Consider the following 16,476-nt stretch of genomic DNA (forward strand, 5'->3'; position numbering starts at 1 on the left):
CCGTGCCGACTACTCCGTGCGAAAGCCGATAGCCTGAACGCAACGATGGCGGACTCGATACAGAGCGACAGTGACCTGCCCGGAGCGCCGGAGGACGATGCACCAGCGCCCCGGTTTCCGGACATGCCCAAACTTGAACTCGACGAACTGCTGAACCAGCTGATCGGCCGGGCTCAAGACGTCGTCTCGACCCAAGGTCGGCTGCGGGGGTTGCTACGCGCCAACCAGGCGATCGTCGGTAACCTCGCCCTACCAGCACTGTTGAGGCGCATCGTCCAAGCCGCGTGCGAGCTGACGCATGCTCGCTACGGCGCACTTGGTGTCATCGACCCTGCCGGTGGCGGCCTCGAGCAGTTCGTCAACGTAGGTTTCGACGAGGCGACGATTGCCCTCGTCGGGCATCTGCCAGAGGGGCGAGGTCTGCTCGGCGCGGTGATCGACGACGCACGCCCGATTCGCCTGAGCCTCATGAGCGATGACGCGCGCTCCGTCGGCTTCCCGGCGCACCATCCGCCGATGAAGGGCTTTCTCGGCGTGCCGATCCGGGTGCGCGATGTCGTGTTCGGCAACCTCTACCTGACCGAGCCCGAAAGTGGCGAGTTCACGGCAGAGGACGAGGAGCTCGCCGCGGCTCTGGCTGCGACTGCTGGCGTGGCGATCGCGAATGCCCGGCTGTATGAGGAATCGCGACGGCGACAGGAGTGGTTGCAAGCTTCGACCGAGGTCACCCAGCAGCTGCTTTCCGCAGAGGGGGAGGAGCCGCTACGGCTGATCGCGCGACAGGCACGGCTCATCGCCGACGCCGACGTCGTCACCTTCATGTTGCCGACGCCCGATGGCCAGCGCCTCATCGTCGAAGTCGCCTCGGGCCAGCGTGCCGACGAGCTCATCGCACTCACCTCGCCGATCGAGAACACACTGGTCGGGCTGGCGTTCCAGACCGGCCCGGTGTTGGTGGGCGACGCCGAGGAGAACCCTGGCTACTCGGGCAACTTGTCAGAGGTGCTTTCGGTCGGGCCGGCCATGGTCATTCCGCTCGGTGGGCCGCAGCGAACCCGAGGAGCTCTGGTCATCGGCCGCGAGCGGGGTCGGCATCGATTTACCGAAGCCGACCTGGAGATGGCCACTACGTTCGCCAACCATGCCTCCATCGCACTAGAACTTGCTGATGCGCGCACCGATCAACAACGGATCGTGCTCCTCGAGGACCGTGACCGGATTGCCCGTGATCTGCATGACCACGTTATTCAACGGCTATTCGCGATCGGGCTGACGGTACAGAGTGTCGCCGGCAGCATGGGTGACGATGAGCGTGCCACCAAGTTGGGTCGAGTCGTCTCCGACATTGACGAGACGATTCGCCAGACCCGAACCTCGATCTTTCAACTCCGCGGGCCTCTCGGCCCCGAGACCGGAACGGTGCGTACCCGTCTGCTTGCAGTTGTAGACGAGGTCAGCGCGCTACTCGGTTTCGATCCTGAGGTTCGCTTCGCCGGTCCGATCGACGCCCTGGTAACCGAGTCGGTAGCGGAGGACCTCGTTGCCGTCCTGCGCGAAGCGCTCACCAATGTCGCCCGCCATGCCGGGGCCAGCCGTGTCCACATCGATGTCACCGCAGCGACGACAGCCTTGTCGATGGAGGTGACCGACAACGGCGTAGGTCTCGGCGACACGCGTCGGCGTAGCGGCCTGGCCAACCTGCGCGAGCGCGCCGAGCAGCGTGGCGGCATGCTTGCCCTGGCAGATGCGGCTGACCAGCCAACGCGAATCGATCACAAAGGAACTCATTTGCAATGGACGATCCCACTGCCGTGAAGATCAACGAAGTCGATCCGATCAGAGTGTTTCTTCTCGACGACCACGAGATCGTCCGGCGAGGTATCGCTGACCTTCTGCATGCCGAGCCCGGCATCGTCGTCGTCGGTGAGGCGGGTACGGCCGCAGAAGCGCTGCGGCGAATCCCGGCCACGACGCCGCACGTAGCCGTGCTCGATGCTCGGTTGCCGGATGGAAGTGGTATCGAAGTGTGTCGTGAGATTCGTTCATCGGCGCCTCAGATCCGATGCCTGATCCTGACCTCATATGACGACAACGACGCAATCTTCGCCGCAGTCATGGCTGGGGCAGCGGGTTACCTGCTCAAAGAGGTTCGCGGCAGTTACCTCGTCGATGCGATTCGTCAGGTCGCGGCGGGTAAATCTCTCATGGATCCCGCCGTCACCGAACGGTTGCTCAGTCGGCTGCGCGATGGTGCCCCGCAGGATCAGCGGCTGGCTTCGCTCACCGACCGCGAGCGTGAAGTCCTCAGTCTCATCAGCGATGGACTGACCAACCGCGAGATCGGTGAACGACTGTTTCTGGCGGAGAAGACCATCAAGAACTATGTTTCGGGCCTATTGGCCAAGCTTGGTATGCAACGTCGTACCCAGGCGGCCGTCTACGGTGCCAAAGTCTCTCGTCCGGATCCGACAGAGTGAAGCACGCGCCCGTCCCGAGAAACGGGACGGGCGCGTGCTTCAGCTGCCTTCGGTGGGGCGGTTACGCGGTAGTTGGGATCCTGCTCCTACGGATATGAAGGATTCCCAGGCCGGACAACACCAGCATCAAGGCGGCGGCGACGAACGCGGCGATAGCGGCGATGAGTGCGATCGTGGCCATCGTCCCGAAGGCGTAGGCGTTCAACAGCAAGCCACGCAACGTCTCACCCTTGAACACGGTGGCTACTTGGCCGGCAAGGACAGTATTCTTTGGATCGGCTTGGGCCGCAGTACTGAGTTGTGCGTAGGTCTTGCCGCCGCCGATCTCCTTGAGATGTACGGCGATGAAGTGATCGGCATAGACCTGAGCTTGCGCCCCGGTGGTCAGCTGTTGACCGCCGTATTGCCGCATCGCGGCGAATTCGGGTCCAGCGACGGCGGGACTGTTTGCCGGCGGGAAGAAAATCTTTTCTGCCGCAAGTTGATTGTGGATCTCGTTGTCGACGAAGTCGTGCGCCCACACCAGCAGGCCTCCGGCCACCAGCAGAACGACCACCATGAGCAGTCCACCTGCCGTGAGCACGGTGTCGATCATGCGTCGGGGAACTCTCGTCGCTCCGTCGGCGACGGGGGGAACGTCAAGGGTGTCGTGAGTTAGCGTGGACATGATTACGCCTTTCCATGAATAACTAGCACGGGGCATTGCGCGTGTTCAGCGCAATTGGCGCTGACCGATCCGAGAAGTAGTCCGGCGAATCCGCCGTGCCCGCGACTACCCACGACTAACATCTGCGCGTCCTTGGTCTCGTCGAGTAGGACCTGCGCGGCGTTTCCTTCACGTACCGACTGGGTGAGAGTAAGTGGCACCTTCTCGCCGAGCACCGAGGAGACGGTGTCGGCGAGTGTCTGGCGTGCCTCCGCCTCGGGATTCCAGTCCGTGGCAATTGCACCAATGCCATAGACGGCTGGATAGCTCCAGGAGATGACGGTGTCGACGGTGGCACCGATCAGGGCCGCGTACTGTACTGCCCACAGCAAGGCCTGTCGGGACGGCTCTGACCCGTCCACTCCCACGACGATGTGAGCGGATCCGGCCATCGCACGTTGTTCGGTCATGTTCGGGTTCCTTTCGCTTGCTAGCTGCCCAGACAGCGGGACATCATCGGGTGCAGTGCAAATCCACTTGCCTTGCAAACTGATTCTGATCGCGATCGAGGACTTGCCTTAGAGGCGCTGGTCCGCTCTCACCGGGACTTTGGTCCTGGGCACGCACCCGGGCCCGTCCGGCCGTCGGGCCGTCGGGCCGTCAGGCCAGGGTCGACCAATGGCGGTTCGACGGCCACCACAGGTAGAAAGACCCTGTCGGCCCGTATGGGGCAGCGAGCACAGTAGGTCCATGACCCAATCCAGCACCGAGCAGAGCGTTGAGATCACTGATCAGGGCCAGCCCCTTGCCGCGGCGCAGGTCAGCACGTACGCAGAGCCACATGCAACCGCACGGGTCTCGTTTCAGGCCGAGGCCGGCCACTTGCCAACTGGCACGCGCGCCAGCCTGGTCGATGCCGTGCTGGACCTGCCCGAGGTGCACGCAAGCGAACACCTTCAGGCCAGCGTGCCGATAGGCGACGCCGAGTCCCTTGGCCGGCTGCGCGAGCGTACTACCAAGATGCACAGCCATGCCGCGGGATGCACCGCGCTCATCGACGCCGAACTGGCTGAACCGTGCGCCTGTCCATCCCCGCGCTGAGCCTGACGTTCAGGGTCCGGATGAGATTGCCGTTGACCGTCCGGAGTCGCGTTCGGTGGACTTGCGGTCCAGCGAACCGAGGACCCGGATTCCGATCAGCGGGCACACGGCCACTGAAAGCATTCCGGCTCCGACGAGTGCAGCAGCGTTGGCCGGCAGCATGTGGCCGTCCTGCACTCCCAGTGTGGTGACTGCTACGAGCAGCGGCAGGGTAGTCGCGCTGAGAAACATCAGTTGCAATCGCGGCAGGAAGCGCAGGACGCCGCGGAAGAAGATCAGTAGCGGCAGGCCCCTCACCGCGATGAGGAGGAAGAAGAACAGCAGGAGCCGGATCGGTTGCCGCCCGATGGAGGCGAGATCGAGGCTCATACCTGAAACCACGAAGAACACCGGGATGAAGAGCCCATAGCCGATGGTGTCAAGTTTTCGGTCAAAGGATTCGCCGGCATCCGCGGACGTCCAGTGGCGTAGCACCAGGCCGGCGAGGAAGGCACCTAGGACGCTGTCGATGCCAAAGCGCGAGGTCAACAGCAGCAAGCCGACCAGGATCACCATCGTCCAGCGCAGGGTGGTCTGCGCCGTGCCGTGCGCGGTGGCCGCGAGGACTCGCTCGAGCGCTGTACCGCGCGCCCGACGGCCGAGAGTCGTCAGCGCCCAACCCACAGCGCAGACCGCGCTGATCGCTATGACCTCGATCCACGAGCTGTAAGCCCCAAGCACGAGTGCGATTCCAAGCACCGGCAGCAATTCACCGACCGCGCCGCAAGCGGTCACGCAATCAGCAAGGATGCCCTGTTGCATCCCACGATCACGCATGATCGGCAGCAACGTGCCGAGCGCGGTCGTGGTCAGCCCGATTGCGATGGGGACCGGAGCGCGAATGAATCCGATTTCGCTCATTAAGAAGACGGCAATCGTGGCCAGTCCAAGCGACGCCAGCCAACCCCCGATTGCCCGGCGGCCGATGGTGCCACGCAACGAGGTGGCCTCGACCTCATAGCCTGCCAGCAAGAACAGAAACCCGAGACCCAAATCCGCGATCAGCTGAATGTCGGCTGGTTTGGCCAGGTCAAAGACGGACGGCCCGATCAGAATGCCGCCGAGGAGCAACAGCACCACCTGTGGTGGTCGGTCCGGCAGCAGGTGGGAGACGATCGGGACGATCGCCGCGACGAGGCAGACGACGAATAGTGCTGACAGTGCTGGACGCGTTTGCGGCGAGTCAGCCAGGATCAGCACAGCGTTGCGGCGTGATCAGGCACGGCGTGATAGAGCTCGCGTGGCGGTCGGACATAGCCAGCAGTAGGTGGGCGCTTGGGCATGGCGATCTTCTCGTGGGCGATCTCGGTATATGGAACGCTGCCTAGCAGATGGGCGATCATATTTATTCTTGACCGCCGTTTGTCGTCCGATTCGATCACGAACCATGGTGCCTCGATCGTGTCGGTGTGAACGAACATGTCATCCTTGGCGCGGGAGTAGTCCTCCCAGCGAGTGATGGATTCCAGATCCATCGGCGACAGCTTCCAGCCGCGAAGCGGATCCTCGAGCCTGGCTCGAAATCTATGCTGCTGTTCGGCGTCGCTGACCGAGAACCAGTACTTGCGCAGCAAGATGCCGTCGTCAACGAGCAGACGCTCGACGACTGGACACTGGGCAAGAAATCGCCGGTGCTGTTCCGGACTGCAGAATCCCATCACATTTTCGACACCCGCGCGGTTGTACCAAGACCGATCCATCAGCACGATCTCGCCGCGACTGGGCAGATGGTCGATGTAACGTTGGAAATACCACTCGCCACGTTCTCGCTCGGTGGGTGCCGGTAACGCAACGACTCGTGCCATTCTCGGGTTCAGATACTGAGTCACGCGCTTGATCGCGCCGCCCTTGCCGGCGGCGTCCCGTCCTTCGAAGATGACGAGGATTCTTGCGCCTGACTCCTTCACCCAGTTCTGCATCGTGACCAGCTCTGCCTGCAACCGGAGGAGCTCTCGCTCGTAGATTTCGCGAGGCATGCGGGCGCTGTGAGTTCGTCTGTTGGTATTGGCTCCGTTGCTCATGAAGCCTCCTTACGCCAATAGCAGTATGACAATGGCGCCCCACGATGTGAAGTTTCAGAACTGATGACCTTGCACGCGCGGGCATGCGTCGAGCTGTCGCCGCTCCGGTCCCGGGCATCGACCCACGACGGGACCGTCGGCGTTTCACTCGTCTTGATAGTGCTATACGGTATGCCGGGCCGACTGGTAGCGAGGCGGGCGTTGGCTTGCTTTGAGTTCGATCAGCTGAGACTGAACGGCGGGTACTTGTCGGTCAAGCCAAGAAGGTAGGCGCTCGCCCTTGTTTGCCACTGGAGACTTCCAGCAACGAAGCGGCGCATGCCCTCAGGGTAGTTTCCGGTGAACGCGACGGCGATCTGCGCGATCCACGCAACAATGAACATCACAATGCCAACGAAGTAGAGAACGATGAACGCCGGGATCAGCAAGATGGACCGGATGAGGAAGAAGGGAATGCTGAAGATCGCCAGCAACCGGCTTGGATTCTCGTTCTGAGCGACTGACAGCTGAACCGGGTGGCCGCTGGCCGGGGACGGCGTCACGCTCGTCGAAAAGTTCGGTGGCGGCAGGTTGGGCGGGGGCGCGCTCGGCGGATCAGACGGCGGCGGATCAGACGGCGGCGGATTAAACGGCGGCGGATCAAACGGCGGCGGAGTGGTCATCGAGAGTCCTATTCCAGGTAGGCAGCATTTCGCCGCACCTTCCCATGCCAACGTGAACGCAACGCTGAGGCTCGCCGACCGAAGGCACACTGGTGCTGGCGAAGGTTGCCCAGGAGGTATTGGATTGATCCATGGCAACCACGATTTCGGATCTGATCGTCGAAACCCTCAAGAATGCAGGGGTGCAGCGTGTGTACGGGTTGCCGGGCGATTCCCTCAACGGTTTCACCGAAGCCTTGCGCCGCGACGGCACCCTTGCGTGGGAACACGTCAGGCACGAGGAGGCCGCCGCGTTCGCCGCGGCAGGAGAGGCGGCAGTGACGGGCGACCTCGCCGTGTGCGCTGCCAGCTGCGGACCGGGAAACCTTCATCTGATCAACGGTCTCTACGATGCAAACCGCAGCCGGGTACCGGTGGTCGCCATCGCCGCGCACATTCCCAGTGCTGAGATCGGCGGCAACTACTTCCAAGAGACTCACCCGCAGGAGCTGTTTCGTGAATGCAGTGTGTACTGCGAACTGGCTGCTTCGGTCGAGCAGTTCCCCTACGTGCTTGATATCGCGATCCGAACCGCGATCGAGCGCCGCGGTGTTGCGGTACTGGTGGTGCCTGGCGACATCCTGATGCACGACTTCGACGGCAGCCAGCGCGCTGCCACCATTCGCGGGTCCACGACGGTGGCTCGCCCTGGCGACGCCGAGTTGAGTATCGCCGCCGAGGCGCTCAACAGCTCGGCTCGGGTAACGATCCTCGCCGGTGCGGGTTGCGCGGGCGCTCATGACGAGGTCGTCGCAATTGCCGCGGCGCTGCAAGCTCCGGTGGTCCATTCGTTGCGCGGCAAGGAGTTCGTCGAATACGACAACCCTCACGACGTCGGCATGACCGGGTTGCTCGGGTTCAGTTCGGGCTACCAGGCCATGGAAAACTGCGACACGCTGCTGATGCTCGGCACTGACTTCCCTTACCGGCAGTTCTACCCCCAGAAGGCCACTGTCCTGCAGGTAGATATTCGTGGCGAGCAGATCGGTCGTCGGACCAACGTGGACATCGCACTCGTCGGCACAGTGAAGGACACTGTTACCGCGCTCTTACCCCGACTCGCGGCGAAGACTGACAGCAAGCATCTGGACCGTATGCGTGAGCACTATGCCAAGGCGCGTCAGGGTTTGGACGAGCTAGCCGTCAACGACCGAAACCGCACGCCGATCCATCCCCAGTTCGTCGCGAAGACCATCGATGCGATTGCCGCCGACGATGCCGTTTTCTTGCCGGACGTCGGGTCGCCGGTCGTCTGGGCTGCTCGCTACTTGACGATGAACGGCCGCCGACGCCTGATCGGCTCGTTCAACCACGGCACGATGGCCAACGCAGTACCGCAGGCCATTGGCGTCCAAGCCTCGCAGCCTGGTCGCCAGGTCATCACGCTCTCCGGCGATGGCGGCTTGGCGATGATGCTTGGGGACCTCATCACGTTGCGTCAGCAGAGCCTGCCGGTGAAGATCGTCGTATTCAACAACGGAGCACTCGCCTTCGTGGAATTGGAGATGAAGGCCGCCGGCCTCGTCAACTTCGGAACGGACCTGGACAACCCCAACTTCGCTGAGGTGGCCCAAGCGCTGGGTGTGCACGGTCAGCGTGTCGAGCGCCCGGATGACCTCGAGGCGGCGTTGCGCGCGGCGTTTGCCTACGACGGGCCGGCACTCGTCGAAGTGTTGACGGCTAGGCAAGAGCTGTCGATGCCTCCGAGCATCACCCGAGACCAGATCAAGGGTTTCACCCTCTACGCGACCCGCACGATCCTCTCCGGCCGTGGTGACGAACTCCTCGATCTGGCCAGCACGAACCTCGCGCGCCGCATCTTCTCCTGACTCACCTGCCTCGCAGTGAACGATGTTTGCTCGCCGCTGGCGAACGGTGCTGGTAGCGGCGCATACCGGAAGCCTGTCACGGCGACACGCGATATCGTGGCATCGTGAGCACCGATATCGTCTTCATGTCGGCAGTCGAGCTTTCTGCCGCTCTACGCAGGCGTGAGGTGTCCGCACGAGAGGTGACCGAGGCTCATCTCCGGCAGATCGAACGAGTGAATCCGGCCGTCAACGCAGTCGTCACGCTGGTCGCCGAGCGCGCGCTGAGCGAGGCAGACGCCGCCGATGACCGGCTGACCGCGGGCGCCGAAATCGGGCCGTTGCACGGATTACCCATTTTGCACAAGGACACCCACGCAACAGCGGGCATTCGCACGACGCAGGGTTCGCCCTTGTTCGCCAACCACATACCGGACGAAGACGAGCTGATCGTCGCCCGCGAGCGCACGGCGGGCGCGATCAGCCTGGGCAAAACGAACGTGCCGGAGTTCGCGGCCGGATCGCACACTTTCAATGAGGTTTTCGGATTGACCCGCAATCCATATGATCTGTCGCGCTCGGCTGGGGGCTCCAGTGGCGGCGCTGCGGTAGCACTGGCCTGCGGAATGGCGCCTCTCGCCGAGGGCAGCGATATGGGTGGGTCACTCCGAAATCCGGCGTCCTTCTGCAACGTGGTGGGCTTTCGTCCCTCGCCAGGCCGGGTGCCGTCGTGGCCCACCGTCACCGCGTTGTCGACGCTGTCTGTGCAGGGCCCGATGGGTCGGACCGTCAGGGATGTGGCATTGCTGCTCTCCGCAGTGGCCGGACCGACAGACCTGTCGCCTATCGCGTTGCAGGAGCCGGGGGAGACGTTCGCAACGCCGCTGGACCGAGATCTCAGCGATCTGCGGATCGCGTGGTCGCCCGACCTCGGCGGCACGCTGGCCGTGGACACCGAAGTACGCGACATCGTGGCCGCCCAAGCGTCGGTGTTCGAGAGTCTCGGGTGCGTCGTCGAGCAGGCGTGTGTCGATTTCAGCGGTGCCGACGAGGTCTTCAGAACTTTGCGTGGCGTTCAGTTCGAAGCCAGCTTCGGTGCCCTCCGGGACGCCAGCCCTGAGGCGATGAAGCAGAGCGTGGTCTGGAATGTCGATGAAGGCCGTCGACTCGGCGGCGCAGACATCGCCCGCGCGCAGCGGCTGCATACCGAGCTCTTTCATCGCGCGCGGGTCTTCTTTCACCGATATGACGCGCTGGTGTTGCCGGTGAGCCAGGTGGCACCGTTTGATGCAACGACTGAGTACCCGACCCTCGTAGGTGGAGTTGCTCAACAGACGTATCTGGATTGGATGCGATCGTGTTACTTCGTATCCGTTCTTGGCAATCCGTCGCTCTCGGTCCCGGCAGGCTTCACCGGTGATGGACTGCCAGTCGGGGTGCAGATCGTCGGCCCACATCGCGCCGACCTACTGGTGCTGCAGATCGGCTACGCGTTCGAGCAGGCCACCCGGTGGTCCGATCGCCGTCCAGCGATCGCTGGTTGAGAACCGCGCACACCCGAGTGGTGCAGCGATCCTCGATCAACTCACTCGACGTCGCGGGCTCAACCGTGCAAAGGCGGGGACACCCAGATGAGCGCGGTGGCCGGTGACCTTGTGGGCTTCCGAACCGCTGGCGACGGGCAACGGTGCCGACGCGGCCAGGGGTCGCACCTTGGGTCGCTGTAATTTCAAGGCCAAACGTCCGAACCACTTCGAGGCAAGGACTGAATAGGCAACCATCACCATGGCTAGCAGCGCGATGACGAGTAGCGGATGCCACCAGGAGGTCCCAAGCCAGTAGACATGTCGGCCAACCACACCAGAGTCCGCCGGCGACTTGCCGAACAGCCCGCTGCGCACCACCGGAGCCGCGAGCGACGCGACCGCCGCGGTGAGCGTGAAGCCCATGAGCGCGCCGAGCAATCGGGTACTCAGCTGCCAGGTGCCGAAGACGATCAGATAGCCGCCCGCGCCGGCAGCGATCAGGCCAGTGATACCGAACGCGGTAGCCGACTGAAGGGCTAGCGCCACCCCGACCGTGAGTAGTACCAAGCCGATGAGAATGACTAACCGGGCTACGCCGCGGACGGCTTTGACGACTCGGTAACCACCGAGGGTGACGGTATGGGTGGTCGTCATGGCCGGTCGCAGAACACCCGGCAACTGCTCGACAGAGTTGAGCGCAGCGGACGTCGTCGCGGCCGCTTTGGCCAAGCTTCGAATCATCAGGGGCGAGCCAGTGTCGGTCGCAAGCGTCTCGTCCGGCACCGGGCAGGCGGCGAGCAGCACCGCCAGGTCCTGCTTCTGTTCGGTCACTTTCGCCGCCCATGCTCGGCTACGAGAAGGGCTCCAATCGGGGGATTTGTCCGATGCGCTAGATGACTGGATAGCGTTTGCCACTATGGGCAACTCTTCGTCGGCAACCACACGCTGCCAGGCTTGGGCGAGCCACATGGCGGTCTCCGACAAGCTCTTGGGCGCGACTTCGGTGGGGTCGTCGAGATACTTCAGTTCGTCGAGCAACGGGGCGTCCGCTGCGTCCTGCAGCGCTGCGGTACCTGCTGACGCTCGTTCGGGTTCGAAGGTCTCTCGAAGTCTGCGAAGAAACCACTGAGCTTTCGATTCGCCGGCGTTGCGGACGCTGCTCGGGCGATCGGCAATGGCCTGAACCCGGGCCGGCTCAAGCAGGATGTGTACCAACCAACCGCAGGCGTCCAGGCGACCCCACATCCAGTCGTTCGCGCGCCAGGAGCGTTTGTAGAACGCACCGAAATGGTGAAACTGCATACCTGTCAGCTTGTCCTGCGCGGTACTACGCTCCGGCGCCAGCCGGCACCGGGTGTCAGCACTGAGTTGCACCAGTTCCACCGCTTGTTCGGGCCCGATATCCACCGGCAACATCGCGCGTTGCGTTGTCGCCAGGTCGAAGAGCCGTTGTGCGGTCAGTTCGGTGCCCTCCCGGGGCTTGAGGTAGCCGAGATAAGTCTGAACCGTTTGCCGAGCGATTCGCTGCTGATCTGCGACCGAGCCAGCTGTCACCGCGCCAGCCGGAACGGGCACTGGATTCGTTGCGATGACCTGCAATGCGTGGGTGGTTACGACCTCGGCAAGATCGTGCCAGGCGTCTCGCACCAGCGCGGTCTCGTCCGCGTACCTTCTCGCCAATGCGGCGGCAGCCGACTCGAGGCTGCCGGCGAGGACCGTCGGGTCGCTGCAGACCTCGCGCGCCAGCTCGTCGAGATCTACGCGTTTTGGCGGCTGCGCGTCATGCACACTCTGCAGCAGATCCATGAGCGGCAGGCGGTCATCATCAGACGCCGCAATGACGTACGCGCCCCGCAAGATGTCGAGCAGGATCGACTTGGCCGTATCAAAGGCAACCAAGCCGTAGCGGGTCAGCCCTGCAAAGTCAGCGGGCAGCGCGGAAGGTTCTGGCGGCGACCATTGGGCGATCATCGTTGTCACGACTGCGTTACGGCACTTCGTGTCCGCGTCACCGCCAACGGCCAGCTCGACACGCCAGGCATCAGGCACCAGAGGGTTTGACGTGCCGTTCTTGGCCCCGCTACTGGCCTGCCAGGTGGTGAGGACTTTGAGCAGCGGCGGAACCAACTTGCCGGCCTCGTTCGCGGCGGTCTGACGTTCATACGAAGTGAGAACGTCCTTGGTCAGCAGCCGTTCGCCCGAAGGTATCCGCGCGGCCATAGCCGCGAGCTGAAGGCGCATATCGATGCGGGCGGCCATCCTGTCGTTCTGGTCCCGGACGGCACGCAGGCTAGCCGAGATGCTTTGGCTGGTGACTGCAGACAGGTCCTTCATCAGGCCGTCGAGCATGCCGAGCGGCTTTCCAGCATCGGCGGGTTCGACCGGGGCACTGGTTTGCGGGCCGGCCGAGGGCACCACGTAGAGCAGCACCCTTCGTACCGCCCGGTGCGCCGGCCGCTCGAAGATCCGTTGCAGCAGGACGTCGAGAGGCTCGTTGTCGAGCAGGCCCCCGTCGGCCACCCAATGAGCACGTGTGATGTCCATGAACGGATCCATCGGCGGACGTGCGGGTGTAGCCCCGACCTTGGGCGTGCTCGCGGTGTACGGCAAGAAGGACGGCTCGAACGCACCGGGGAACGACGCGGTACTGCGAGCCGCCAATGCGAGCGCGCTGCTGTTAGCCCGCTCGCCGATCTGGTCTTCATCAAAGGTGAAGAGCCCGCGTCTGTTGACATCCTGCACGAGGGTGCCGAACGAATCGGTGAAACGGCTTGTCTCACCCGAGAGCAGCGTCGTCGTCACGTACAGAGTGGTCGAGGGCGGCCCGTCAGCAAGGCCCGGCAGTTGCGCGTCGATCAAACGAGGTAGGTTTTCGTCCAGCTCGGCAAACATCCGCTCGTCGCCGTACATCAACGATGGCACGACCTTGTCCGTCGGCTCGCGCAACAGGTCTGTGAGCGCACCGAGGTCCATCCAGAGATCGCGCAGTGACGCCAGATCGCGGCCGTTGACCCGAGCGTAGGCGAGCAGGACCGCGTTGATGCCTCCCGCGCTCGTGCCCGACAGGACGTCCTCCTCCACCAGAACATCGAGCAGGTCGATGAGTGATCCGTAGAGACCCATCGCCTTCACTGTCGCGATGGTCAGGGGACCGTCCGCAGGGGGTTCTCCCTGCGCCTGTCGCCAGCGCGACGATTGGCTCAACAAGTTCAGCTCTCGGGTGACGCCTCCCATCCAGATGGCCAGGCTGACCCCGCCGGTCATCGTAGTGGCGAGGCGCAGCTCTTGGGTGAGTGGTGAAACAGGCGTTTTGTTAGCGCTCATCAGCGATTCCCCGAACAAGCAAGCCGCCGCAAGGCGGCAGGACATGTTTCCTCCCAGACACAGCGGGCGAACCCGCTACATCTGACAGGAGTCGCAACGTCGCTGAATGATTCACCCAGCGGTCATCGAATTTTGGAAGAGGTTGTCATCGCCTCTCCACACGCTTTGTTGCGTTCTGACACCATTCGGCGCAAGTCAGGCGCAGCGCGAATCGTCCGCCGGCCGCTGCTGATCGAAAGCATCGGTCAGTGCCTGTGCGGCAAACCGGCGGGGCACGGCGTTGTTCTTGCGGGGTCGGCCACGGGTGCGCTTGAACGTGACGATCTCGCCGTGGTCGAAGATCTGACCTCCCCAAACACCGGCATATTCGTGACGGTGGACGGCGCCCTCCAGGCATTCCGCACGGATTGGGCAGTCAACGCACAATGTCTTTGCCCGTTCAAGATCGGCCGGCGATTCGGCAAAGAACAGATCGGGATCGTTGACCTGACAAGGCAAAGGCGGCAACGATTGTCTACGCGATGTCGGACCTGCAGCCTTCACGCGGCCCGAGCGTGGCCACGCTGGCTGGGCGAGGATTGTGTTGACCGCGGCAAGAGATGCAGCCACCGCCAGCGGGCCTTGGACGAACCCCTGATGTCGATTGACTGGCAAGGGCTGCCGCGCCAGCGCGCGGCTGATGACAGGCATGATGGATTCTCCTTTTGAACCAGGACTATTTGGCATTACTGGCGAAGGCCGGGCGGGGCTCATCTCGACGGGAGCCGAGGCGATCGGCACTAGGTCGGCTCAGCACGTTCTCACGACTCGACGATACGAACCGGTCCGTCTCGTGTCAAGACGATTCGGTTCGTCTCGTGACGTGATAATTTGAGTTCATGACGCCAAGCAACGGCCCGGACGAGACGCGGCGCAGCGAGCGTTCGCGTACGGCCATTCTCGAGGCGACGCGATTGTTGATCGGCACCGTCGGCTACGACAGTATGTCGATCGAGGCCATAGCCTCCACCGCTGGCGTCGGCAAGCAGACAATCTATCGCTGGTGGCGCTCCAAAGGGGCCGTGGTGCTGGACATGTGGGCGCCAGACGTGCACCCGAGAATCGAATTCGGTGATACCGGTGATCTCGAGGCCGACCTGAAAAGGCAACTCAGATCAGTGATCGACCTCAGCGCTGACCCGAACTTCGGGCCGTCGTTTCGTGCACTGGTGGCAGACAGTCAGCACGACGACGCACTCTGTCAGCAATTGCTCGACCGCATTTTCGGTCCGCGGATTGCCGCGTGTGAGGACCGACTGCGTGCGGCTCAGGCGGCGGGTCAACTGCCTGCCGACGTAGACCTGGGGATAGCCGTCGATCTGCTCTACGGCGGCTTCTACCACCGCTATCTCCTGCGCATCGCCCCGCTCAGCCACTCCTATGCCGATGCAATCGTCGAAGCAGCGCTGCGCGGTCTGGGCTATACGGGCCCGGCGAAAAGGGCTGCGAAGACGACCGGCAAGCGGCGCTGACACCGCCGATGACGGTGCGGTGTCTGCTCAGCGCTTGAGGTAGCTCTCGGCTAGTGCCGATGGCGCACAGGCCAACCAGCCGTCGATCATCGCGGTCTCGAGCGCCTTCTTGCTTACCTTGCTCAGCTGAACGAGCACAGCGGAATACCCGTCGAAGTGCGGGATGGTGAAGAACGCCCTTCCGGCCGCCGCTAGCACGGCTTCCTTTTCGCCGAGATCGGCGACTCGAATGGCAACGATCGGGCCCGGTGGGGGTGCGGTGTCGCCGAACCGCTTGATGTCTGCCTTGCTGAAAGGCCGTTCCCATGCGAACGCCTTGCCATTGACAGACCAGGTTCGGGTGCCATGTCGCTCGCCTTCGGTGACATCGGGCAGTGCCAAGGCGATTCCAGCCGCATCATCGAGCGTGACCACCCGCCCACCGTACCCTGCCACCTTCGGGGACGAGAGCCGGTCAGGGGCGATTGCCGTTTTGCTCGTGGAGCAATTGTCGTGCCGCTGCCACTGTGCGGATCGTCGCAGCCGGGTCGGGATCGTCGACCGTCGGTTGCAGTACGACGGCGGTCGCTCCGGCGTCGCCATATTCACGGATGGTCTCTGCAAGTGCGGATTCGGTGACCGATGCCGGAAACGATATGTAGACCACCACCTCGTGGGCACGGGCGGCAGCTGCGGTGTCGATCGCCGCGCGAACGCCGTCCGGCGTGATGGGTACGTCCAGGACGAGGCCATCGGCGCATTCGCCCGCCAGCGCTAGGGTCTTGGGACCGCGGGCGCCGACCAGGAGCGGGGGCGCAGCCAGCGGTGGCCAATCAAGCGCGACCTGGTCGAGCCGCACGTAGTCGCCATCGACCGTGACGCGCTCACCATGTAGCAGGGACCGCGTCGCGGTCACCCACTCGCGCAACAACGTCATCGGCGAGGACGCTCGCGCGCCCACCTGCTCCATCCACTCGAGAACGCCATGCCCAGCCGCGGGGATGAAACGATCGGGAAACAGCCGACTCAGAGTCGCGATCTCCATCGCGGCCAGTGCCGGATTGCGCAGCGGAACCGGCAACAGCCCGACGCCGATTCGGATCGAGCTCGTCCACGCGAGAGCTGCCGTCGCGCTGGTGAAACCACCCTCGAGGAAGCAATCCTCCCACAGCCACAGGTCGTCGAGGCCGCAGTCTTCAGCGACTACGACGATGTCGCGAAGGCGCTCCGGCGGCAGGTGCGGAAGAAACACCACTCCCACTCTTGGCGCTGGCTGATTCATCGTGGCTCCTAGCCGCTCGCTGGACTTCTGACATACGGTGGGCTTCTGACATAGGCAGGCT

At 63.5% G+C, this 16,476-nt stretch carries 14 protein-coding genes and 1 pseudogene; 6 read left to right on the top strand and 9 right to left on the bottom strand.

Features of this window, described 5'->3' with window-relative positions:
* Nucleotides 1-45 precede the first annotated feature (45 nt).
* Both ACSMXN_RS08390 and ACSMXN_RS08395 read left to right on the top strand, forming a co-directional pair.
* Nucleotides 46-1,815 (top strand): GAF domain-containing protein, encoded by a 1,770-nt coding sequence (locus tag ACSMXN_RS08390; RefSeq protein WP_022911400.1) that lies wholly within the window; start codon nucleotides 46-48, stop codon nucleotides 1,813-1,815.
* Nucleotides 1,794-2,477, top strand: coding sequence for a response regulator transcription factor (locus ACSMXN_RS08395; RefSeq protein WP_022911401.1), 684 nt, complete (start codon nucleotides 1,794-1,796; stop codon nucleotides 2,475-2,477). Before ACSMXN_RS08390 ends, ACSMXN_RS08395 begins: the two co-directional genes overlap by 22 nt.
* A gap of 61 nt (nucleotides 2,478-2,538) precedes the next feature.
* Here ACSMXN_RS08395 and ACSMXN_RS08400 read toward each other — a convergent pair whose 3' ends face one another.
* Nucleotides 2,539-3,144, bottom strand: a complete 606-nt coding sequence (locus ACSMXN_RS08400; protein ID WP_022911402.1) for a hypothetical protein — start codon at nucleotides 3,142-3,144, stop codon at nucleotides 2,539-2,541.
* 2 nt (nucleotides 3,145-3,146) lie between these two features.
* Nucleotides 3,147-3,593 (bottom strand): universal stress protein, encoded by a 447-nt coding sequence (locus ACSMXN_RS08405; protein ID WP_022911403.1) that lies wholly within the window; start codon nucleotides 3,591-3,593, stop codon nucleotides 3,147-3,149.
* A 280-nt stretch (nucleotides 3,594-3,873) separates the two neighbouring features.
* Here ACSMXN_RS08405 and ACSMXN_RS08410 point away from each other — a divergent pair, with 280 nt between their 5' ends.
* Nucleotides 3,874-4,224, top strand: coding sequence for a hypothetical protein (locus tag ACSMXN_RS08410; protein ID WP_022911404.1), 351 nt, complete (start codon nucleotides 3,874-3,876; stop codon nucleotides 4,222-4,224).
* A gap of 9 nt (nucleotides 4,225-4,233) precedes the next feature.
* Here ACSMXN_RS08410 and ACSMXN_RS08415 read toward each other — a convergent pair whose 3' ends face one another.
* From ACSMXN_RS08415 to ACSMXN_RS08425, 3 genes are all read right to left on the bottom strand, one after another.
* Complete coding sequence (locus tag ACSMXN_RS08415; RefSeq protein WP_022911405.1) at nucleotides 4,234-5,463, bottom strand: cation:proton antiporter domain-containing protein; 1,230 nt, start codon at nucleotides 5,461-5,463, stop codon at nucleotides 4,234-4,236.
* Nucleotides 5,457-6,284, bottom strand: coding sequence for a polyphosphate kinase 2 (ppk2, locus tag ACSMXN_RS08420; protein WP_022911406.1), 828 nt, complete (start codon nucleotides 6,282-6,284; stop codon nucleotides 5,457-5,459). Before ppk2 ends, ACSMXN_RS08415 begins: the two co-directional genes overlap by 7 nt.
* A 221-nt stretch (nucleotides 6,285-6,505) precedes the next feature.
* Nucleotides 6,506-6,946 (bottom strand): DUF4389 domain-containing protein, encoded by a 441-nt coding sequence (locus tag ACSMXN_RS08425; protein ID WP_155958208.1) that lies wholly within the window; start codon nucleotides 6,944-6,946, stop codon nucleotides 6,506-6,508.
* Nucleotides 6,947-7,077: 131 nt separating this feature from the next.
* On the opposite strand from ACSMXN_RS08425, the gene poxB reads away from it, so the two are divergent.
* Both poxB and ACSMXN_RS08435 read left to right on the top strand, forming a co-directional pair.
* Nucleotides 7,078-8,814 (top strand): ubiquinone-dependent pyruvate dehydrogenase, encoded by a 1,737-nt coding sequence (gene poxB, locus ACSMXN_RS08430; RefSeq protein ID WP_022911408.1) that lies wholly within the window; start codon nucleotides 7,078-7,080, stop codon nucleotides 8,812-8,814.
* Nucleotides 8,815-8,918: 104 nt separating this feature from the next.
* Nucleotides 8,919-10,337: an amidase gene (locus ACSMXN_RS08435; RefSeq protein ID WP_022911409.1), complete on the top strand. Its 1,419-nt coding sequence runs from the start codon at nucleotides 8,919-8,921 to the stop codon at nucleotides 10,335-10,337.
* A 36-nt stretch (nucleotides 10,338-10,373) separates the two neighbouring features.
* Here the strand turns inward: ACSMXN_RS08435 and ACSMXN_RS08440 are convergent, their stop codons facing one another.
* Together ACSMXN_RS08440 and ACSMXN_RS08445 are read right to left on the bottom strand one after the other, a co-directional pair.
* Nucleotides 10,374-13,643, bottom strand: coding sequence for a patatin-like protein (locus tag ACSMXN_RS08440; protein WP_022911410.1), 3,270 nt, complete (start codon nucleotides 13,641-13,643; stop codon nucleotides 10,374-10,376).
* A gap of 282 nt (nucleotides 13,644-13,925) precedes the next feature.
* A pseudogene (locus tag ACSMXN_RS08445) lies at nucleotides 13,926-14,186 on the bottom strand (WhiB family transcriptional regulator); the annotation flags it as partial.
* A 335-nt stretch (nucleotides 14,187-14,521) separates the two neighbouring features.
* Here ACSMXN_RS08445 and ACSMXN_RS08450 point away from each other — a divergent pair.
* A complete protein-coding gene (locus tag ACSMXN_RS08450; RefSeq protein ID WP_022911412.1) occupies nucleotides 14,522-15,154 on the top strand; it encodes a TetR/AcrR family transcriptional regulator in 633 nt (210 codons plus the stop codon).
* 27 nt (nucleotides 15,155-15,181) lie between these two features.
* Here the strand turns inward: ACSMXN_RS08450 and ACSMXN_RS08455 are convergent, their stop codons facing one another.
* Both ACSMXN_RS08455 and ACSMXN_RS08460 read right to left on the bottom strand, forming a co-directional pair.
* Nucleotides 15,182-15,568 (bottom strand): hypothetical protein, encoded by a 387-nt coding sequence (locus ACSMXN_RS08455; RefSeq protein ID WP_027138958.1) that lies wholly within the window; start codon nucleotides 15,566-15,568, stop codon nucleotides 15,182-15,184.
* A 40-nt stretch (nucleotides 15,569-15,608) separates the two neighbouring features.
* Nucleotides 15,609-16,415, bottom strand: a complete 807-nt coding sequence (locus ACSMXN_RS08460) for an LLM class flavin-dependent oxidoreductase (protein WP_022911414.1) — start codon at nucleotides 16,413-16,415, stop codon at nucleotides 15,609-15,611.
* Nucleotides 16,416-16,476: the final 61 nt, after the last annotated feature.

The organism is Parajatrophihabitans canadensis, from assembly GCF_053764775.1.